Below are 19,744 nucleotides of genomic sequence, written 5' to 3'. Positions count from 1 at the left end.
TGTGCCAGGGACGCGGCACACCGGGCGGACGTCTGTGACCCAGCACGCCGACCGTACTTGTCTGCTCTCCCCAGGAGATGGCTGATGCCTTCCCGTAGACCCGACTCCACCGTGCGCCGAATCGGACGGAAGCGGACCGCCGCTTTGGCCGTCGGCGCCCTTCTCGGAGCCCTGTCCGTGACCGCGCTCCCGACCACCGCGGTCGCGGCCGCCAAACTCGACAATCCCTACGTCGGCGCGAAGGCCTACGTGAATCCCGACTGGTCGGCCAAGGCCGCTGCCGAGCCCGGCGGTTCGGCCGTCTCCAACCAGCCCACCTTCGTCTGGCTGGACCGGATGGCCGCGATCCAGGGCACCGCCGACGCCCGTGGTCTGAAAGCGCACCTCGACGCGGCCAAGGCACAGGGCGCCAACCTCGTCCAGCTCGTCATCTACGACCTGCCGGGGCGAGACTGCGCGGCCCTCGCCTCCAACGGCGAACTCGGTCCCGACGACCTGGCCACCTACCAGAGCAGTTACATCGACCCGATCGCCGCGATCCTCGCCGACCCGGCCTACGCGAGCCTGCGCATCGTCAACCTCATCGAGCCCGACTCACTGCCCAACCTCGTGACCAACGCCGGCGGCACCGCAGGCTCCACGACCCAGTGCGCCACCATGAAGGCCAACGGCAACTACGAGAAGGGCGTCGGCTACGCCCTCCACACGCTCGGCGCTCTCCCCAACACCTACAACTACATCGACGCCGGTCACCACGGCTGGCTGGGCTGGGACAGCAACCTCACCCCGTCCGCCCAGGAGTTCAAGAAGGCGGCCACCACCAGCGGCGCCACCGTGAACGACGTGACGGGCTTCATCGTGAACACCGCCAACTACTCCGCCACCAAAGAGCCGTACGTGAAGGTGACGGACACGGTGAACGGCCAGACGGTGCGGCAGTCGAAGTGGATCGACTGGAACCAGTACGACGACGAGAGTTCGTACGCGCAGGGCCTGCGTACCGCCCTCGTCGCGCAGGGCTTCGACTCCGGCATCGGCATGCTCGTCGACACCTCGCGCAACGGTTGGGGCGGTTCGGCCCGGCCGACCGGTCCCGGCCCGACGACCAGCGTCGACGCCTACGTGGACGGCGGCCGCATCGACCGGCGCATTCACGCCGGGAACTGGTGCAACCAGAGCGGGGCAGGCATCGGCGAGCGCCCGGCGACCGCACCCGACACCGGAATCGACGCCTACGTGTGGGCCAAGCCGCCGGGCGAGTCGGACGGGGCCAGCCAGGCCGTCGACAACGACGAGGGCAAGGGCTTCGACCGGATGTGCGACCCCACGTACACCGGGAACGGCCGCAACGGGAACAACCTCACCGGAGCACTGGCCAACTCCCCGCTCGCCGGGCACTGGTTCTCCGCCCAGTTCCGTCAATTGCTCGCCAACGCCAACCCGCCGCTGAGCGGATCGGGTGGCGGTGGCGGTGACACACAGGCCCCCACCGCTCCCGGCGGCCTCGCGGTCAGCTCCACCACGAGCAGCGGTGTCTCCCTGAGCTGGAGTGCGTCCACGGACAACACCGCGGTCACGGGATACGACGTCTACCGCGACGGCACCAAGGTCGGCAGCGCCACCACCACGTCCTACACCGACAGCGGGCTCGCCGCCTCCACCACATACAGCTACACCGTCAAGGCCAAGGACGCGGCCGGCAACGTCTCGGCGTCGTCCGCGGCGGTGTCCGCCACCACCAAGGCATCGTCGGGAGGAGGCGGTTCGACTGGGCTCAAGGCGCAGTACAAGAACAACGACTCCTCCGCCGCCGACAACCAGGTCAAGCCCGGTCTCAAGCTGGTCAACGGCGGTTCCGGCGCGGTCGATCTGTCCAAGGTGACCATCCGCTACTGGTTCACCGGGGAGTCCACCTCCGCCGGCTACCAGACCTTCTGCGACTGGGCGCAGCTCGGCTGCTCCACGGTGAAGACCTCGGTGAGCGCCGTCTCCCCGAGCCGCACGGGCGCGGACCACTACGTCGAGGTGGGCTTCAACTCCGGTTCGCTCGCGGCCGGAGCGGACAGCGGTGAACTGCAGTTGCGCATGGCCAAGTCGGACTGGTCGAACTTCGACGAGTCCAACGACTACAGCCGCGGCACCAACACCTCCTACGCGGACGCGGCGAAGGTGACCGTGTACGTGTCGGGAACCCTGGTCTGGGGCACCGAGCCGTAGAGCGGGCGGAACGGACAAGGGGGCCGGAGCGGCGACGCTCCGGCCCTCGCGCGTTCGGGCCGCGCCGCTCAGCCGCAGCAGCGTGCGGGCGCCATGGCCGCCATGGCCTGGAGCGGCTGACGCACCGCGGTGAGGGTCGGGGCGCTCCAGCCGCCCGCGCTGTCGGCGACGGTGCGGACGCGCGCGGAACGGCCCAGGGCCGGGCCGCGACGTGATGCCGCGACCCGGCCCGGAGTGCTGTGCCGCGCGGCCCGGACCGAACGCCGGGCGCCGGGTCAGCGTGTCTTGTTCAACTTGGCGATAGCCTTCGCGAGGCCGTTGACCCAGAGCTGGTTGACACGGGAGCGCTCGGTCGCGTTCGGGTAGCGGTTGGTGCAGGACGTGCCCGGGCCGCCTCCCGACATGAGCTCGCTGCAGGGACCGCTGTAGTGGTCCGGCAGACCCAGCACGTGGCCGGTCTCGTGAGCGGTGACTCGGATCGAGTCGTACTGCCGGTTCTGCGCGTAGTCGAGGAAGATGTAGCCGCGACCGTGCCCGTTCGTCGAGGCGTAGGACCCGCGTGAGTCGTTGCCCTCGTAGTACGTGAAGTCCGCACCGCTCGTGGTCGCCTGGAGCTTGACGTTCGACACGGAGCTGTTCCAGATCGAGGCGGAACTCGCTATCTGGGAGCGGAAGGTCGGTGCCTGGGAGGCGTTGTAGTAGACGGTCACCGAAGCCAGGGAGGGGTTCGCCGCCTGCTTCTCGGCGACCGACTTCAGCACCGCTTCGAAGAACGCCTTGTTGCCGGCGGCGTCCTCGGCCGAGCCGGAGTACCGGGCGCTTGCGACGCCGGTCGAGCCGACCGGAACCGATTCGACAGACCGGGCGCTCGCGGGTGTCGCTGTGCCGAGCGCGGCGGACGCCAGACCGAAGCCGAGCGTGAGTGCCAGGAGTCTCCTGGATGTCTTCGACCTCATGCGGGAGGACAACATGTGTGGTGCTCCTACTCGTTCGTGTGGGGTGGTGAACGATTGGTTCAGCAGGAGTCTCGCGGAGGCCAAGGGGGCTGTGGATGATGGCAATCGGGGATAGTGCCGGGCTATCGGGACAGTCAACTCGTCTGACTTCGTAGCGATTTGAACATCTGGTGGTCATGCGGAGGCTCCCCTACGCTTCCCGCATGGAGCTCGAGGTGAGGCACTTACGTGCCCTGTGCGCCATCGCCGACACGGGCAGCCTGCACAAGGCGGCACGTGAACTCGGCGTGGCCCAGCCCTCGTTGAGCGCCCAATTGCGCCGCATCGAGCGGACGCTCGGTACGCAGCTCTTCGTTCGCGCGGGTACGGGCTGCCGTCCGACCCCGGTGGGCCTGGCCGTGTTGAGCCGCGCCCGACCGCTCGTCACCGAACTCGCCGCGATCGTGACGGAGACAAGAGCCGCCGTGGCCCGGGCCACGGACGCGAACACCCTGCAGATCGGTGCGACCGCGAGCCGGGCCCTGCCGGGCTGGCTGCGCCGGTTGCGCGCCCGCGAACCCCGCGCCGATCCCACACTCCGGATGGACGCCTCGGCGAACTCCCTCCTGCGGATGGTCGCCGGGGGATGGCTCGGACTGGCCTTCGTGCACGAGGTCGAGGGCAGCCCCCTGTGCGTGCCGTCAGGGCTCGCTCTGCGCCCGGTGATCGAACGCGAACCGCAGTTCGTCACCCTGGCTCCCGACCACCCCGCGGCCCTGAAGGCCGAGGTACGCCTCGCCGACCTGGCCGACGACCGGTGGATGGTGGACTCCACGGTGGACGGCGAATGGGACGGTCTCTGCCGGGTCCTGCGTGAGGCGGGCATCGAACCCGACATGCTCCACGGCGACTACCTCACCGCGTACTCACTGGCCGCCACCGGCGACGTCGTCACGGTCAGCCAGCCCACCGCGCTCCCGCGCCCCGATGTCGTGGTCCGGCCTCTCCAGGGTGACCCGATCGGGGTGCGCCTGCTGCTCGCCGCGCGCTCGGAGGCTGAACTGGACTGCGGATACGACGAATTGGTGGAGGCATACTGGGAGGTGGCCCGTCAGGCGCCCGTGTACCGTGCGTGGCTGGAGCGTTCGGGTATGCCGGAAGCCGCGCGAGGGCTGTGCGAGGACGGGAACGTCGTCGCGGACGAGACATCCGTACGGGTGCTCGCGACGGACGGGCGGCAGCGCCGATAGCGCCGATGGGCGGCGCCGAAGGCCCCGGCCCGCGGAACCCGACGGAAGCACCGGACCACTTTCCGTCCCACTCGGAGTCGCGGAGCCAACGCCTCACGCTGTCCTGACTGCTGACTGCTGACTGCTGACTGCTGACTGCTGACTGCTGACTGCTGACTGCTGACTGCTGACCCCTGCACTCCGTCGGTACTCCTGTACGTCGCCGGTGCCCACGGGCGACGAGCGACGACACCGAAGGGCCGCACCGGTCGAGGTGTGGCCCTTCGACGTACCCGGCCCCGGTTCAAGGGGTATGACGGCACATCAGGGTCTGGCCGCAGTTGACTTCCGCCGGTGGCCGCGGTCCTCTCTCACGCCAGAGCGAACTTCTGGGCGCCGGAACTGTTGCAGTCCCAGATCTGCAGGCGTGTGCCGTTGGCTGTGGCACCCGACGGGGAGTCGACGCACCGGCCCGTGGTCGGGTTGGCCAGCGAACCGTCGGCGTTGGAGACCCAGTTCTGATACCCGCCGCCGTTGCAGGTGGCCAACTGGAGCTTCGTGCCGTTCGCGTTGACGCCGCCGGCGATGTCCAGGCACTTGCCGAGGGCCCGCAGGGTCTGGCCGCTCCAGGTCCACTTCTGGTCGAGGGAGGTCGCCTGCTGACAGTCCCAGAGCTGGACCGCGGTGCCGTCGCCGCCGGTGTCGTCACCCGCCACGTCCACGCACTTGCCGCCCGGCCCGTAGATCGGGGCACCGATGGCGAACTGCTGGGCACCGGAACCGTTGCAGTCCCAGATCTGCAGCCGCGTGCCGTTGGCCGTGGCACCCGACGGGGAGTCGACGCACCGGCCGCTGGCCGGGTTGCGCAGCGTACCGTCGGGCTGCCGCACCCAGTTCTGGTAGCCACCACTGTTGCACGTGGCCAGCTGCAGCTTCGTCCCCCCTGCGCTGTTGCCGCCGGCGATGTCCAGGCACTTGCCGAGGGTCTGCAGCGTCTGGCCGCTCCAGGTCCAGTGCTGGTCCTTCGCCGCCGACTGGCAGTCCCAGAGCTGGACCGCGGCGCCGTCACCGCCGGTGTCGTCACCCGCCACGTCGACACATTTGCCGCCCGGACCGGTGATCGTCTGGCCCGTCACCGAACCGCCGCCACCACCCCCGGAGCCGGGCCCCTTGTTGTAGACGGCCACCGAGTCGACGACCAGCTTGCCGCCGGAGACCGTGGCCGCGTTGGGACCTCCGCCGAAGGCGTCCGGGAAGCCGCCGCCGATCGCCAGGTCGTAGATGATGAAGAACGGGTGGTCGACCGCGTCGGCCCAGGTCGTCGCGTCCACCTGGTTGGCATTGACCGTGAAGAAGTTGTTCCCGTCGAGGTAGAACCTGATCTGCTCCGGCGACACCGAGCGGTCGATCTCCGCCGCGTAGTCGTGGAAGCCTGTCTGGCAGCCCGAACAGGCACGCTCACCCGAACCGAGACCGGTCGACTCGTTGCACGGCCCGCCCGGGTTCACACCGCAGTGCAGCGTGCTGAAGACGGAGCTGCGGCCGTTGATGTCCTCCATGATGTCGACCTCGCCGGACTTCGGCCAGGTCACACCGTCACGCAGCGGCGCGCCGAGCATCCAGAACGCCGGCCAGTAGCCCGCACCGTTGGCGGTGGTGACGTTGGGCTGCTGGAGGACGGACTCGATACGTACGACGCCGCCGGCCGGGGCGCCGAAGGACGCCGACTGGGTCTCCACACGCCCTGAGGTCCATCCGCCCCGCGGGTCGGAACCCGAGTGCAGGGCCTGGAGCACCAGGTGACCCTGGCCGTCGTAATAGACGTTCGACGTGCTGCTGGTCATGGTCTCGATCTCGCCGGTGCCGAAGTTGCTGCCCGGCCCGGTGTCGTACTTCCACAGGCTCTGGTCGATGCCGGTGCCGGACGCACCGTTGAAGTCGTCGCTCCAGGTGAGGCTGAAGCCCGACGGAGTCGGGGGCACCGCCGCCTCGGCGTTGAGCGTCCCGACGACGGTGGTCGCCACCGTGACCGCGACGACGGGAACCAGCCTGAGCACTCGCTTCCACCCGCCGCGCCGCGGTCTCGCAAGGGATAACTGCATGTGTCTTGACCTCCGAAGAAAAGGCATGACCGTGCTGGTCCGCTACGCCGTCTCTGGTGATCTCCACCAACGGTGAGCAGTGCACGCGCTCTTGCGGATCTGAACGACGACGAACAAGGCGAAGACCGTTGCCTGAGCAGCCGTGGACAGGCAGCCCATGGCGGACGCCCGGCCTTGCGTCCCCTAGCCAGCGGATCATCGTCAGAGTGCGGGTGACGGCTGGTGGGTGTTGAACTGGGTGTTGAACCATGTGGAGTTCTGTGCGGGGCGACGCTATTGGACCGGACCAATGCAGTCAAGGCTCCGGAACGACCACGGTTGGGAGGGGTCGATATCCGCGACTCCGTCCCCATGGCACGGCCAGTCGGGGCGTGTCTGCGCATGGCGCAAAGGCGACATGACGTGCTGAGGTACAGCGACGCACAGCGGCCGGACGGTAACTCCGCGAGACGGGCACCGTCCAGGCTCGGGCCCGCGAACACCGGTGGGAGCAGGTCCGTGTCCGGCGGGCCCGCGGCAGCTCGGAGGTGTGCCGAGGCCTCGGCCGCGCAGCACGTCGGTGGGGGCCCGTCCAAGTCGGCTGCCCCACTCATGCTGCCCGCCCAGCGTCCTGCCCCGGTTGCTCCCGCACCGGTACCGTCGACTGCTGCGTCGACCGTTGTTCAAGACCTGGTCCTGGAGGACCTGACTCGCGAGACAGGTCCTGGAGTGGCGATCCCGCGCAGCCAAGGACCACCGGGTCGTGTTCGACCACATCGAGCGCTGCGGAAGGTTCTCGGCGCAGTCCTTTTTCACCAGGGCCCTTGTTGGGCCTTGGGCACCTCGGCCTCGGCTACTGGGGATCCCGGATGCCCTGTCCTCTTCCCGTGGGCGATGTCCACCGCGTGGCGAAAAGGCCGTGGGACTGGGAGACAGCAGGAGAGCCGCCTCTGCCCGAGCCAAAGGTTGTCCCGGAGAGGCGGGGCGCAAGTGAGATGATCTCTCATGCGGGCAGTGTGCTCGCGATCACTGACAACGCCCGCGGTGGCCCAGTAGCGCCCATCTGGTCCTGCCCCGGACGGGCGGCGACCACTGGCCGGTGTCGGCGGTGCTGAGATTCCCGGAAGGAGACGTCTGACCTCGGGCTCTCCGAAGGGCCCGGCCGATGCCGGGCGGCGAACAGGTTGGTATGCGGGGCCGACGGAACCGGGTAACGTCTTTGTCATGTTCTCCTAGGCGCCGATTTATGAGTGAGAGCGCGATGGGCCCCTGCTGACGTCCTTCGACGACGACGCCCGTCCCACATCGATGAATCCGTAGATCACTTCACATCATTACCGGGAGAACCCGTGACCGTGAGCAAGAACATCAACAACCCCGTGGGCATGGGTGGCGGCCAGCGCAAGAAGCTGTCCCGCGCCGAGCGGCAGAACCACGGTCCGCACCGCAACCTCGACCGCCAGGGTGCAGCCGACCGGAAGGCGGAGCTGGTGCGCAAGATGCGGGAGAAGGCAGCTGCAGCTGAGGGCGCCGGGCAGGCGGACGACGACACCGCGCAGAGCTGACGCACCGCCGCCGAGGGGCGGCACCAGAACAGGGCCCGGACCGCACATCGCGGTCCGGGCCCTGTTGCCGTATCGGGGCTCTCCTGCCGTACCGTGCGCGGCCGGTCCCGCTCAGCTCTCGGCCGACGGTCCCCAGGGGCGACACCGACCACCTCACCGACTGGACAACCGGCATCTCGAGCGCGTCCTCAGACAGGATGGGAGCTGGGGCGAGTAGTGGGCTGAGGAGGGTGGTCAGGTAACCGGCCTAGCCGCAGCGCCAAGAAGTTCGTGCCGGGTACGCTCCCGGCCATGACGACACCTTCCACGGACCCTCAGACAGCCCCCTCCTTGAACGCGTTGCGGGGTGTCTCTTTGGCCTCGCTGGGTGTCTTCCTCATGAGCTGGGCTCTGTGCTGGGTGAACGCGTACGTCATCAATGACGACCTGCCGAACGCCTGCGGTGATCTGCGTAGGCAGAGCTTTCCGCCGGAGGTGGCATGCCTGTCTGCGAACGGCACGCTCACCGGTGCGAATGCTGGCTGGCTTGAGGCCCTGTTCTTTGCCTCGCTCGTGGTGTTCGTGTTGCTCATGAGCACGCTGCTGGCGCTCTTGGCCGTCCGCAGGAAGTGACCGGTACGGTCCAGGCCAGTACCAGTAGGGCTCGAGGACGTGATCGGCTTCTGCAACGTCAGAGAGTAAAGGGCAGTTGCCACGGGATCGGGTCGGACCGCGGTACAGCACGGCGGTCCAGCAACCGACATGACCGCAGCCGACCGTCATCCACGCTGGGCGACTCGTTCACCGGCCCGGCAGACCTCAACGACCACCCCGCCCATAGTTCGCATCGAGGGGGCGCCGATCGGTCGGAGTGACACGGTCACTTAAACTCCGCCAACCACCGCTGAACAGTGTGGCCGAGGGGGAGACTCATGGGTGATCAAAGCCTGCTGCGGGAGCCGCACACACCAGCGGACCGCCTGTTGATCCTCCTTAAGATCATTGTGGCAGTGATCATCTTGCCCCTTGCGCTCATGGGGGCTGCGGCCCTGCTGTTCTACGTGCTGGTCGGCACGGCATAGTTCACGGGGCGGTGCAACACGCGTTCAGGCGGGGGGTTCCGGAGACGGTCGTCCGGCGTCCGCAGTTGTATTCCCGAATTGATCAGCACTATTGCCGGAACAAAGGATGAGGTTTACGGGATCATCGGTTTCCTCGCGATTTTCGGCGCGGCGAGTATTGTGTTTGCTGCATGGCGCAAGGGTGCTGAAAAATCTTATAAACGCAGACTGAGTGTCGGGAATTCGCCTCAATTTTCTCCACGCTGGCCAGATAAAGGCTCGCAGGAGTAGGCGGAAAACGTGCTTGGCGTGTTAAGAAGTCCTTCCGGGCCAAGCCGCCTGTCGGCCAGTCCCCAGGCCAGGGCCACGCAGCCAAGCCCCACTCGGCCGGCCTTCCGCCGCCTCGACAGGCATGTCAGCTCCCGGACGCCCGGGAACGGTCATCGCGGTGCGGCCGCCGGTGGTGGGAGTAGCGGCCCGGCGTGCGATGTCAGTGGTTCTCCCAGTCCGGTGCGAAGAAGCGGGCTCCGCTGACGATGATGTCTCGCCCTCGTTGCTCGCACGGCCAGGTGCCGAGGATCCCGGCGAGCGGTAGAACTTAAGGGTGAGGAACGAGAACAGCCCTGCCGAGAATGCACGGCCGTCCTGTGAGGCGCGGTCGGCGATCGACTACCGGGCCCTGTTCATGGTCACCCCCAGTCCCTGCATGGTGCTGGGCCCGGACCTGGTCCTCACCGACGTCAATGAGGCGGCTTGCCGCGTGACCGGTCGTACCCGGGAGGATCTGCTCGGGCGGTACCTCTTCGATGCCTTCCCCGACAATCCGTCGGACGCCGATGCCGACGGCGTACAGAATCTGCATGCTTCCCTGCACCGGGTCCTGAGCTCGAAAGAGCCCGACACCATGGCGCCGATGAAATACGACATCCCCGTGGCTGACCGACCCGGCGTGTTCGAGGAGCGGTGGTGGTCCGCGATCAACACCCCGGTGCTCGGGCCGGATGGGCAGGTACGGTGGATCCTTCATCGGGGGGAGGACGTGACCTCGTTCATCCGCTCCCACCCTCGTCTGCGAGACGGCGGCGCACTCAGCGACGCGGCGGAGAGGGAGGTCGAGCTGTACGCCCGGGCGCGTGAGCTCAAGCGCCTGAATGAGGAACTGCGCGAAGCCCACGCCCGGGAACGCCGGGTCGCCCTCACGCTGCAGGAGGCCATGCTCCACTCGCCCCACCTGCCCCGTCACCGGGACACCGCGGTGCGCTACCTGCCCGCCGCCGGGTCGCTCAACGTCTGCGGGGACTGGTACGAGGTGATCGACCTGCCCGGTAACAGGTGCGCCGTCGCGGTCGGCGATGTCGTCGGCCACGGTCTGGAGGCCGCCGCCGTCATGGGCATGCTCCGCAGCGCCTTGTCCGCAGTCGTCCGGGCCGTGGAACGGCCCGCGAGAGCCCTGGACGTCCTGAGCCTGTATGCCCGCGACGTGGAGGGTGCACTGGCCACCACTGTCGTCCAAGCCGTCGTCGACACCCGCGCTCGCCGCATCATGTACAGCAGTGCCGGCCACCCGCCCCCCATCCTGCTCCACCCGGACGGCACCTTCGACCTTCTTGACCGGGCCACCGACCCTCCGCTGGGAGCCCGCCCTCAAGACGTCCCCCACCCCCACGGCGACCTCCCCTACACCCAGGGTGACACCTTTGTGCTCTACACCGACGGCCTCATCGAACGCCGCGGCGAGGACATCGACGACAGCCTGCAACGCCTCACCGACGTGCTCATCCACCACGCGGACAACGAGCCCGAAGGCCTTGCCGACGCGCTGCTGGCGGACCTCGGCGTCAGCAGCGGCGCCCGCGACGACATCGCCCTGGTCGTCATTCGCCTATGATCCGCAGGCGGCCAGCGGACCCGCACCCGGTCGGGCATCCCGGCCGCTGAAACGCCCACCGTTCCGCCGGAACTCCCAGGCTTGCATGCCGCACCGAGACGTCGCCTCGACCTTGTATCCGGTCAGGTCGGTGCCCGCAGTGTGGCCCGCGGTCGGCTGGTAGCCCCAGATGCTGTCACTCATAAAATTTCTCCCTCATCTGAATTCATCGCCCCGCAGTTGAACCGGGGCTCTTCAAACGTCACCGAATGCCGTGACGTTCCCTCAGAAAGCCGCCTGCTCGGTCTCTGGGCCTGCACACATTCGCGTGGTGGAAGGTGGGCGGCCGGAGGAGCCGCGTTGGAGGCCGCGATTCCTGGCGTCACGGCCGGCCTCCGGCCGTGGTCCCCAACTACCCTGGCGGGACTGCCTCAATCGACCCGCAGCTTTCCCCTCCGCAATATCGGGACCATGAAATGTGGGTGGTTCCCGGCGCCGCAGCGCCGGGAACCACCCACATCAATGCTCTGGTCAAGCCTGCTTACCAGCGGTACCACCGGCCGCGCTTGCCGCCGTTGGCTGCGGGCCGTATGACGAACCCGAGAGCCCACACGACGAGCACGATGATGGCGATCCACCACAGTGCCTTGAGTGCGAAACCGGCACCGAAGAGGATCAGAGCGAGCAGAAGAACGAGAAGAACGGGAACCATAGTTATCAACCTCCGATGCCTCGTGTGCCCGGCCGACCGATCTTCATTCCTGTGGATCTTATGCATTGCTTACAGGGGTCGAGGCTGTGGAATGCCGTGGCGTGGACTTCGGGTTTGAGAGAGAAACGCGGGGTGAGACGGAGGAGCGTATTGACGTCGAGCGAGACAGGGTGAGTGGCTGTGGCTGCGGACGAGAAGGCTCAGGCCAAGGGCGAGCAGGTCGAGGGCAAGGTCAAGAAGGTTGTCGGCGGCGCGGTCGGCAACGAGTCGCTGAAGGCGAAGGGGCATGCTGAGGAGTCCAGGGGTGATCTCCGCGAGGCCAAGGAGAAGGCCAAGGATGCCGTCAAGCCCCAGTAGACGCTGTCAGTCTGAGCCCGGCGCCCGCCCATGGGCGCCGGGCTCAGAGTTGTCCCGGCCCGCCGGTCGGCTGAGCGCGCCGCATACGTCGGCGCGCGGTGCGCTGCTTATCGATCCCACGGGTGTTGCAGGCCAGTTGATCCGTGTCCGATGCGGGTAAGAGGGGTCGGCATCGTTGGCGTGGTGGAGGCTGGGCTGTGGGGATGGGTGGCAGGCTGCCGTTGACGAGCAGCGACCACCTGCTTGACCGCTTCCCGGTGCGCACGGGCGGCCTAGGGATTCGTCGATTCGGTAGTGCGGCGGTATTCGGTGTTGAGGCGCTGGGCTTCTTCGAGTTGGTCTTCGAGGATGACGATGCGGCAGGCAGCCTCGATCGGAGTGCCGTGGTCGACGAGTTCCCGGGCGCGCGCGGCGATGCGCAACTGGTAGCGGGAGTAGCGGCGATGGCCGCCCGCGGAGCGCAGCGGGGTGATGAGGCGGGCTTCGCCGAGGGAGCGGAGGAAGCCCTGGGTGGTGCCGAGCATCTCGGCGGCCCGGCCCATCGTGTATGCGGGGTAGTCATCATCGTCGAGCCGGTCGAACGAGTCGTCTGCTGTCATTTGCACCTCTCTGAAGAACGCGTGGAGGGGCCCTGGCGCTCGTTGCGCCAGGGCCCCGAAGGAACTACTACACCATCCGCCGACCTTGATCCTGCGCCGGCCTTCTGTTTCCGCGGACCCGGCCGGAGTGCTGCCGGGGGCGCGGGGATCGCGGTTGCTTGACCGGAGACCACCTCACTATCGATGTCCTGCGGTACCCGGACTCAATGCTTACGTCCGGGCGATCCTGATGGCGCCTGGCCCCTCCGTTCTTCCCTCTTAATCAATCACTTGCGAAACCGGAACTGCTGTACTGCGTACTGCTGGTGGCACCGAACAGCGCCACTCTTCGGCAGCCAGCCCCGTCGCCCGTCCTGCGTCTACTCTGGCTTGGAACCCCACTGCCGAACCTCCCGGCACGCGCGCCCGCAGCCGACGCCTTCACCGAGGAACCACTGACAACCGCACTGCTGGTACTGCGCACTGCACTTGCTGAACTGCCACTGCATCAACTGCTGTACTGCTCATGGCAGCCCCTGATCGCTGCGGGCCACCCGGTCCGGCCGTCAGCCCCGTCGCCGTCCTGCAACCGCTCTGGCTTCGGAACTCCACCACCGCACCGTCTTGCAACTGCGGTTCTGCTGCCCGGCAGTTCATCCCTGCCGGGCCTTGCTTGATCTCTGCTACGACAGAAACCATAGCCACGCCACCACCCGATGTCTACTTCAGCCAACATAGATTTTCTCGTGTCCGACGGTGACATAGCCGGCTTCGAACAGTCTTCCGGGAGGCTGGGGTGCGCGCCCTTTTGCGGTGGCCTGTGCTGTGCGTGTGGTGGGCCGTCGTTATGCGTGGCCGGGCCGGTCAGGGTGCTGGTCGCCTTGCCCGGTGAGGGTGTCGAGGCGGCGCAGGGCTGCGGCGTTGTCGCGTGCCCACGCGGTGTGGGTGCGGTCGGCGTCGCGAGGTTTGCGGTGGCCTGGACGCGCTGTTCCGCGGTGGTTCCGGAGGTGCCGGGGCGGTTGCGCAGGTAGCGGCGTTCGGCGGCCTGGCGGCTGGCGACGCCGAGGGGATGGGCGGGATCGGCCCCAGCTGATGCCCGCGTGGCGGGCGGTTTCGATCAGACCGGTTTCCCATCCGGCGAGCTGCTCGCGACCCTGCCGCAGCAGCAGGAGGGATGCCAGGGACTGCTGCGGGCCGGCATCCGGGTCGGCGGGGCCGGTGGCTCGGTCGCGGGTGTCGCGCACGGCGTGGCCGATGATCTCCAGAGCGGCCGCGGCGGTCAGGAACGGGGCCGGGCTCCGGGCGTCCGCATGGGAGGGGGCGGCTGGCCGGCTGCTGTAGCGGGAGCTCCTTCCGGTCTGTCATCCTTTCGATGACAGGCCATTTGTCATCTATTGGATGACGTGTTACAACGGTGTCAGTGAAGCGCATTGGCAGGTACTGCCCGAACCTTCTGGAGGTGTTTCGCGATGTTGATGCGCACTGACCCTTTCCGCGAGCTCGACCGCCTCGCCCAGCAACTGGCCGCTGGCTCCGGCACCTGGACGCGGCCCTCCGCGATGCCGATGGACGCTTACCGCGAAGGTGACGAATACGTGGTGTCCTTCGACCTCCCCGGCGTCAGCGCGGAAGCGATCGACATCGACGTCGAGCGGAACATGCTGACCGTCAAGGCCGAGCGTCGGCCCGTGGCGAAGGCCGACGACGTGCAGATGGAACTGTCGGAACGACCGTTGGGTGTCTTCTCCCGCCAGCTCGTGCTGGCCGACACCCTGGACACCGAGCGCATCGAGGCCGACTACGACGCCGGGGTGCTGACCCTGCGTATCCCGATCGCCGAGCGCGCCAAGCCCCGCAAGATCACCATCGGTGGGGAGCCTTGCCGCAAGGAGATCTCTGGTTGAACCCGGCGACCGAGCCGGCCGGCGGCGCAGGACGGGCACCTGATCTCCCCTCCGCCCGTCCTGTGCACCCCTCCGCAGGCCAAGAGAGGCGGTGGCTGACATGACCCTGCGACGAGAAGCGTTCCTCGACCGGGTGATGGAACGCGGCGAGTACGAGAGCGTTCAGGAAGCCGAACGCGCAGCCCGCGTCGTTCTCGCCCTGCTCGGCGCCCACCTGGTCGGCGGTGTGCGTGCCGAACTGGCCGCACGCCTGCCGGAGGCGTTCGCCCTGATCCTCCTCAACCCGCTGCAGAGCGCCGAACCGCTCCCGCCCGAGCGGTTCGTGCGGGCCACGGCGGCCTGGATCGAGGGGGCCACCGAAGCGACCGCGACCTGGGACGTCAGCGCCGTCCTCAGCACCGCCGCCGACGCGGCCGGCGACCACCTCATGCAGCAGATTCTGCTCCAGCTTCCCGCTGGCTACGACCTCCTCTTCGGCCGCCCCCAGCCCACCTGACCACCCACCTGGCGCCCGGGTCCGCCGGGCACCCATACGACGACCTCGACGATGAGAAGGGCGACCACCTCTGGTCTTGTGGGAGTGCCCCGCCCTTCAGGCCGGGGCGAATCGCATCTCTGGATTGCTCTGAGACGCCATCAGCTTTCCGACGTGATCGTTTGGTTCGGGCTGGGTGGGCATGAACTCCGGCTGGCAGCGGGAGAGATGGGCGTACTTCGTCAGTTCGTCTCGCTTGCGGAAGTGGCCTGTGCCGTCGGTACTCGGTCTGCGGGAGACCCGGGAAGAAGGTCCGGGACGGGCGGGCATGGCTGCGGGAGGAGGCCGAGCAGGTGAAGGCTTCCTGGCGCGGCGGAACGGGCCCTTCAACGTCTGGCGGATGCCCGCGTGACGGTGCCGAGGTGCTGGCCGAGCCGCCCGTCTCGGCCGCGGAGTCGGTGGCATGCGCGGTGACTGGGTCGATGGTGTCGCACCGGGCCGAGGACATCGAGGCGTCGGTCCTGCCTCTGGATTACTAGCGGATCATGTCCGTGCTGGAGTCGGAGGCGGCCGGGAAGGCCCTGTCAGCAGCTGGCCGCAGCACTGGGGCTGGAGGTGGTTCCGGCGAAGGTGGAGGGGCTGCGGTCGAAGCGAAACGCCTGGGGGAGCGCGGGTGGGGCCAGCCGGGGCGGCCAGGGGCGGTCACCCCGCTCGAGACGTCGGCCGGCTGAAGGCGCCCAGGCCGACGCCCGGCCAGCCGGCCGCTCATCAGCATGGACATCGACCACAGCATCATGACCTCGTGCATGGCGGGCAGCCTCTCGTAGTCACGCACCAGACGGCGCGAGCGCATCAGCCGGCTCAGCGTTCTCTCCACCACTCACCTGCGCGGCAGCACCACGAACCCGGCGTGTTTCTCGGCCGCCCAGTCGACCAAGCGCCCGGCATAGCCACCGTCTGCCCACACCAGGCGGATGGAGAAGTACGTCTTGCGAAGCCACTCCAGCAGTGGGACGGCGGCGTCGCGGTCCTGCACGCTCGCCGCGGTTACCGCGACGACCAGGCCGAGGCAGTCCAAGTTCCGTGGCGACAGCAGCAGGGGGCGGCCAGGGCCGGCGTGGGCCGCTCCCGGGCCGCTGCTCACTGTCACGCCCTTGCCGTCCGTGCCTCGCAAGGAGCGGAAGCAGAGCTGTCCAGAGCACGGTGACAGGCTCATTCGCCGTTCTGTACAGCGGAGTGGGCGGCCCGGAACGTCGTGCGGCGGATGGCCCCGGCATTGTGCAGCGCAGTGTTCAGAGCTTGCCGGATGTCCTGGTCCAGTTGTTCGTCGTGCGCCCAGGCGATGATCTGTTCCGCGACCTTTCGCAGTTTGACGTTGGTGTGCTGAGAGACGGTGCGCAGGACGTCGAAGCCCTGGTCGGGCGTGAGGCCGCCGAGGGAGATGACCACGCCGATCGCCTGGTCGACGACGGCGTGCGAGTCGATGGCGCAGTGGAGTTGGCCGATCTCCTCCTGCAGTTGGCTGATCCGGTGAGCGAGGTCTTCCCGGCCGGGCGGCGTGCCGGCACCCGTGCAGGGACGGGTGCTGTGTGCGCCTTCGGAGAAGGGCACATTCCGGCCGTTGCCGAGGTCGGCAACGGGCGCGAGGAACGGTGAGGTCTTGTCCATGGCGTTAGGAGGGTCGGGTGAGTTGGGCTCGTCCGAACAGCAGGGCGTAGCCCTTGGGGAGCTGTTCGGTGATCCGGGCGGTCAGGTCGTCTCCAGCGAGCCGGGCGACGACAGCGAGGACGGCGCCGGTGTCCCAGCGAGTCGTGGCCGGGGTGGTGCCTGTCCGTTCGGCGAGGTCCTTCACGAAGCCCCAGCCGGTCAGGGGTGTGGTGGCGGGAATCTGTGAAGCGAGGAAACGGGCTGCTTCGCGGGGCAGGCGTGCGGTGAGTTCCACGCGCTCCTCGCCGGTCAGTTGGCGGCCCAGAGCCTCAAAGACGCGGCGTACGGCGTCCTGTGCCTGGCGTCGGGTGGGGTAGGCGCCTTCGTGGCGCACGGTCTCCACCAACTGTTCGTAGGCGGGCGTCGCCGCCGGGGCGGAGGGCACGGGGGGTGAGAGAAGGGTCATGACGCGATGGCTTCCGTGCGTGGACCGAACTTTCTGCGGGGGCCTGGGCCCAGGGCGAGGCCTGGCGGTCCCGTCTGGGCCCGGCCGGGGGTGTGCTGACGGCGGATCAGCTGTCGAGCTGCCGGTGTTCGCCACTGCGCACACTGACCTTGCGCGGCTTGGCCCGTTCGGCGATCGGGATGCGCAGGGTCAGGACGCCGGCTTCGTACTCCGCGAGGATGTTCTCGGTGTCGAGGGTGTCGGCCAGGACGATCTGCCGGGAGAAGACGCCCAGAGGCCGTTCGGACAGTTCGGTCTGGGCGTTCTCGGACCGCGGCAGGGGACGCCGCTCCGCCTTCAAGGTGAGCATGTTCCGCTCGACGTCGATGTCGAGCGCGTCGGGCGTGAGGCCCGGCAGGTCGAAGGCGATGACGTACTGGTCGCCGTCGCGGTAGGCGTCCATCGGCATCGCGGAGGGGCGGGTCCACGTTCCCGGACCCGTCAAATGCTGGGCCAGGCGGTCGAGTTCACGGAACGGGTCGGTGCGCATCAACACGGTAGACACCTCCAGATGAGTTCAGGCAGTTGCTGCCAATGCGCTTCACCTGATCCCGTTGTAACATGTCATCCAGGCGACGACAAGTTCAGATGTCATCTAGACGACGACAATGCGATGCGGCGGCACGAGGAGCGGCAATGAGCGACGGCGGAACCCCGGCACCGGCCTCCTTCGAAGCGACAGCCCTCGCGCTCGAAGCCATCGCCCAGGCCATGAGGACGGCGCGGATCGCCGAGGACGCCTCCACCGACGATCCCGAAAAAGCCATAGCCGCACTCCTGCTCCTGCGCCAGGTACGTGAACAACTGGTTCTCTGGGAGCCCGCACTGATCGAGACGGCCCGGCAGGCCGGCGCTAGCTGGGCCGACCTGGCCCACCCGCTCGGTGTCGCCAGCCGCCAAGCCGCCGAACGCCGCTACCTGCGGGTGCGCCCTGGCGCGGACGGCACCACCAAAGAACAGCGCGTGCAGGCCACCCGCGACCAGCGCGCCGCCGACCGCTCCGTCACGACCTGGGCCCACGACCAAGCCGCCGCGCTGCGCCAGCTCGCCGGAACCATCACCGCCCTGCCGGACCTTCCCACCGCGGCCGACGACGCCCTCACCGCCCTGCACGCCGCGCTCGGCAACAGCGACCCGGCCGAGCTCCTGGGCCCCCTCTCCGACGCAGGCCCCTACCTGCGCCCCGCCCATCCCACCCTCGCCGACCGAGTCACCGACATCGGCCGCCAGACCCGCGAGATGCGCGAGAACGAACACCGCCAACGCTCCTCCGACAGGCAGTGACAGTCGGCCAACCCCTGCAGCGAGGGCCGTGCCACGCGTATGGCTGTGTCAGTTTCCGTGGGTGTCGTTTCAAGCCAGTTCGGGAGTCGGTTGCGGACATGAATTGATGCCCCGGTCCAGGGCGCGCTGCTCCCGTTGCGGGATCGGCCGCCCGCTCCGCTACCCGACTGCGTGAACCGGCTGAACGCCGACGAACGAGCGGGGAACGCACCGGCGTGGGCAATGGCAGGGCGGGTTCCCGCGGCGGGCGTTGTGTGCGGGGCTGCTGGTGTGCGGCACCCGTTTCGGCTCGGGCGCCGGCACGGTGTGTCTCGTTGCTCACGGCATGACGATGCGAGATGTACCGAATAGCCGTGGCGGCAGCGGACTACAGGTCCCGCCTGTGGCGTCCCCGTCGCTGTACACCAATGATCAGGCCCGGCTCGCGCTGCGAGGTCTGCTGGACGACGCCCTGGCAGGCTTGCCGTTCCTGTACCTGCTCCCGAGCCAAGAAGAGCACCCTGAATCCTCGCGGCCCTGGACATGATGGGTGCATCGTGTGGCTGCTTTTGGGGAAAGCGTGGGGCGGCCCGGCCGCGATGGGGTGAGTCGGCACCGGGCCGCCGCGAGCCACTGTGCAACAGAAAGAAGGCCGGCGCCACGCGGGCTCGGCATACGGGTAGGACCCGAAGAGGACCGCTTTTCGGGCCCTCGGGCAGCGCCCAGTCTCCAGAGCGGATATCCCACGCCCTGACCGGCTCAACGACGTAATGCCGGGTGCGACACTACGCACCGTCCCTTCACGCTGGCGTACGAGTGAGTTCTCGCCGCGACCGACTGCTCACCGGCGAGTCGTCGCCGCCCACGGCAGAAGGCGACGAGACGATCAGGCGTCACGTCGCTTCTCGCTTAGACCTGGCGGGGGCGGCTCTCTGCCGCTGTGGTCAGCGCCGGCAGGACCGGGCGGTCGCCTTGCTGCTGAGGCGACCGCCCGTCACCAACTCGCCCTGCCCGCAAGCCGCGCCCAAGCTGCCACCTGTCGCGCTCCCGATGAGAACGCGGCAGTCACTCGTCCGACAGATCGCTTCAGATGTGCCGGGCTGCATGCGCTCACGGTCGATGACACAGGTCCAGAGGCGCGGGGCCAGGACGCACAGGACCGCGGCCGGCTCGGGGAGTTCGGCGGCGATGGTGCCGATGCCGGCGCCCCAGACCGCTATGTACGAGGGGATCTTCCCGCGGTTTTCCGCGAGACGAGGGCGGGCAGGAGGGGGACACCTGCCCGGTGTTGTTTGCGGGGGAAGCCGCGCGGCCGGTCCAGCCCACACCAGGCGGGTGGTTGCCTTCCCCTTCCCTCGTCGGGGCGGCC

At 68.3% G+C, this 19,744-nt stretch carries 18 protein-coding genes and 1 pseudogene; 10 read left to right on the top strand and 9 right to left on the bottom strand.

Annotated elements, in window-relative coordinates:
• Positions 1 to 84: 84 nt before the first annotated feature.
• Complete coding sequence (locus ACIQ7M_RS27550; RefSeq protein ID WP_403649233.1) at positions 85 to 2,217, top strand: glycoside hydrolase family 6 protein; 2,133 nt, start codon at positions 85 to 87, stop codon at positions 2,215 to 2,217.
• Positions 2,218 to 2,492: 275 nt separating this feature from the next.
• Here ACIQ7M_RS27550 and snpA read toward each other — a convergent pair whose 3' ends face one another.
• On the bottom strand, positions 2,493 to 3,173 hold the full coding sequence (gene snpA, locus ACIQ7M_RS27545; RefSeq protein ID WP_403649230.1) for a snapalysin: 681 nt from the start codon (positions 3,171 to 3,173) through the stop codon (positions 2,493 to 2,495).
• A gap of 203 nt (positions 3,174 to 3,376) precedes the next feature.
• On the opposite strand from snpA, the gene ACIQ7M_RS27540 reads away from it, so the two are divergent.
• Complete coding sequence (locus tag ACIQ7M_RS27540; protein ID WP_403649227.1) at positions 3,377 to 4,402, top strand: LysR family transcriptional regulator; 1,026 nt, start codon at positions 3,377 to 3,379, stop codon at positions 4,400 to 4,402.
• A gap of 350 nt (positions 4,403 to 4,752) precedes the next feature.
• On the opposite strand, the gene ACIQ7M_RS27535 is transcribed toward ACIQ7M_RS27540, so the two are convergent.
• Complete coding sequence (locus ACIQ7M_RS27535) at positions 4,753 to 6,438, bottom strand: ricin-type beta-trefoil lectin domain protein (protein WP_403649224.1); 1,686 nt, start codon at positions 6,436 to 6,438, stop codon at positions 4,753 to 4,755.
• A 1,373-nt stretch (positions 6,439 to 7,811) separates the two neighbouring features.
• On the opposite strand from ACIQ7M_RS27535, the gene ACIQ7M_RS27530 reads away from it, so the two are divergent.
• The 4 genes from ACIQ7M_RS27530 (at position 7,812) to ACIQ7M_RS27515 (ending at position 10,955) form a co-directional block, all read left to right on the top strand.
• Positions 7,812 to 8,027 carry a DUF6243 family protein gene (locus ACIQ7M_RS27530; protein WP_386983276.1) on the top strand — a complete coding sequence of 72 codons (216 nt, stop codon included), beginning with the start codon at positions 7,812 to 7,814 and terminating at the stop codon, positions 8,025 to 8,027.
• A 291-nt stretch (positions 8,028 to 8,318) separates the two neighbouring features.
• Positions 8,319 to 8,639, top strand: coding sequence for a hypothetical protein (locus tag ACIQ7M_RS27525; protein WP_403649221.1), 321 nt, complete (start codon positions 8,319 to 8,321; stop codon positions 8,637 to 8,639).
• A 299-nt stretch (positions 8,640 to 8,938) separates the two neighbouring features.
• A complete protein-coding gene (locus ACIQ7M_RS27520) occupies positions 8,939 to 9,088 on the top strand; it encodes a hypothetical protein (RefSeq protein WP_403649218.1) in 150 nt (49 codons plus the stop codon).
• 664 nt (positions 9,089 to 9,752) lie between these two features.
• Positions 9,753 to 10,955: a PP2C family protein-serine/threonine phosphatase gene (locus ACIQ7M_RS27515; RefSeq protein WP_403649740.1), complete on the top strand. Its 1,203-nt coding sequence runs from the start codon at positions 9,753 to 9,755 to the stop codon at positions 10,953 to 10,955.
• Between the two features lie 99 nt (positions 10,956 to 11,054).
• Here the strand turns inward: ACIQ7M_RS27515 and ACIQ7M_RS27510 are convergent.
• Together ACIQ7M_RS27510 and ACIQ7M_RS27505 are read right to left on the bottom strand one after the other, a co-directional pair.
• Positions 11,055 to 11,138, bottom strand: a pseudogene (locus ACIQ7M_RS27510) (PRC-barrel domain containing protein); the annotation flags it as partial.
• Between the two features lie 337 nt (positions 11,139 to 11,475).
• The gene (locus ACIQ7M_RS27505; protein WP_403649215.1) at positions 11,476 to 11,646 is read right to left on the bottom strand and encodes a hydrophobic protein; all 171 of its coding nucleotides are present in this window, start codon (positions 11,644 to 11,646) and stop codon (positions 11,476 to 11,478) included.
• A 180-nt stretch (positions 11,647 to 11,826) separates the two neighbouring features.
• Here ACIQ7M_RS27505 and ACIQ7M_RS27500 point away from each other — a divergent pair, with 180 nt between their 5' ends.
• Complete coding sequence (locus ACIQ7M_RS27500; RefSeq protein ID WP_403649212.1) at positions 11,827 to 12,003, top strand: CsbD family protein; 177 nt, start codon at positions 11,827 to 11,829, stop codon at positions 12,001 to 12,003.
• 272 nt (positions 12,004 to 12,275) lie between these two features.
• On the opposite strand, the gene ACIQ7M_RS27495 is transcribed toward ACIQ7M_RS27500, so the two are convergent.
• Positions 12,276 to 12,602: a MerR family transcriptional regulator gene (locus ACIQ7M_RS27495; protein ID WP_403649209.1), complete on the bottom strand. Its 327-nt coding sequence runs from the start codon at positions 12,600 to 12,602 to the stop codon at positions 12,276 to 12,278.
• A gap of 1,448 nt (positions 12,603 to 14,050) precedes the next feature.
• Between ACIQ7M_RS27495 and ACIQ7M_RS27490 the strand changes: the two genes are divergently transcribed.
• Both ACIQ7M_RS27490 and ACIQ7M_RS27485 read left to right on the top strand, forming a co-directional pair.
• On the top strand, positions 14,051 to 14,485 hold the full coding sequence (locus ACIQ7M_RS27490; RefSeq protein ID WP_403649206.1) for an Hsp20/alpha crystallin family protein: 435 nt from the start codon (positions 14,051 to 14,053) through the stop codon (positions 14,483 to 14,485).
• Between the two features lie 100 nt (positions 14,486 to 14,585).
• Positions 14,586 to 14,981 (top strand): DUF2267 domain-containing protein, encoded by a 396-nt coding sequence (locus ACIQ7M_RS27485; RefSeq protein ID WP_403649203.1) that lies wholly within the window; start codon positions 14,586 to 14,588, stop codon positions 14,979 to 14,981.
• 859 nt (positions 14,982 to 15,840) lie between these two features.
• Here the strand turns inward: ACIQ7M_RS27485 and ACIQ7M_RS27480 are convergent.
• The 4 genes from ACIQ7M_RS27480 to ACIQ7M_RS27465 form a co-directional block, all read right to left on the bottom strand.
• Positions 15,841 to 16,176: a transposase gene (locus ACIQ7M_RS27480; RefSeq protein ID WP_403649200.1), complete on the bottom strand. Its 336-nt coding sequence runs from the start codon at positions 16,174 to 16,176 to the stop codon at positions 15,841 to 15,843.
• The gene (locus ACIQ7M_RS27475; RefSeq protein ID WP_403649197.1) at positions 16,173 to 16,628 is read right to left on the bottom strand and encodes an ANTAR domain-containing protein; all 456 of its coding nucleotides are present in this window, start codon (positions 16,626 to 16,628) and stop codon (positions 16,173 to 16,175) included. Before ACIQ7M_RS27475 ends, ACIQ7M_RS27480 begins: the two co-directional genes overlap by 4 nt.
• Before the next feature lie 4 nt (positions 16,629 to 16,632).
• A complete protein-coding gene (locus ACIQ7M_RS27470; RefSeq protein ID WP_403649194.1) occupies positions 16,633 to 17,073 on the bottom strand; it encodes a DUF2267 domain-containing protein in 441 nt (146 codons plus the stop codon).
• A 106-nt stretch (positions 17,074 to 17,179) separates the two neighbouring features.
• Entirely contained in the window at positions 17,180 to 17,608 is a 429-nt protein-coding gene (locus ACIQ7M_RS27465) for an Hsp20/alpha crystallin family protein (protein WP_403649191.1), read from the bottom strand.
• Positions 17,609 to 17,748: 140 nt separating this feature from the next.
• Between ACIQ7M_RS27465 and ACIQ7M_RS27460 the strand changes: the two genes are divergently transcribed.
• Complete coding sequence (locus ACIQ7M_RS27460; protein WP_403649188.1) at positions 17,749 to 18,396, top strand: type III effector protein; 648 nt, start codon at positions 17,749 to 17,751, stop codon at positions 18,394 to 18,396.
• Positions 18,397 to 19,744 lie beyond the last annotated feature (1,348 nt).

This window comes from Streptomyces sp. NPDC096324 (assembly GCF_044763015.1).
Taxonomy (GTDB): Bacteria; Actinomycetota; Actinomycetes; order Streptomycetales; family Streptomycetaceae; genus Streptomyces.
The sequence above is the reverse complement of the archived record's forward strand: the minus strand, read 5'-3'. Positions and strand labels throughout refer to the sequence as shown.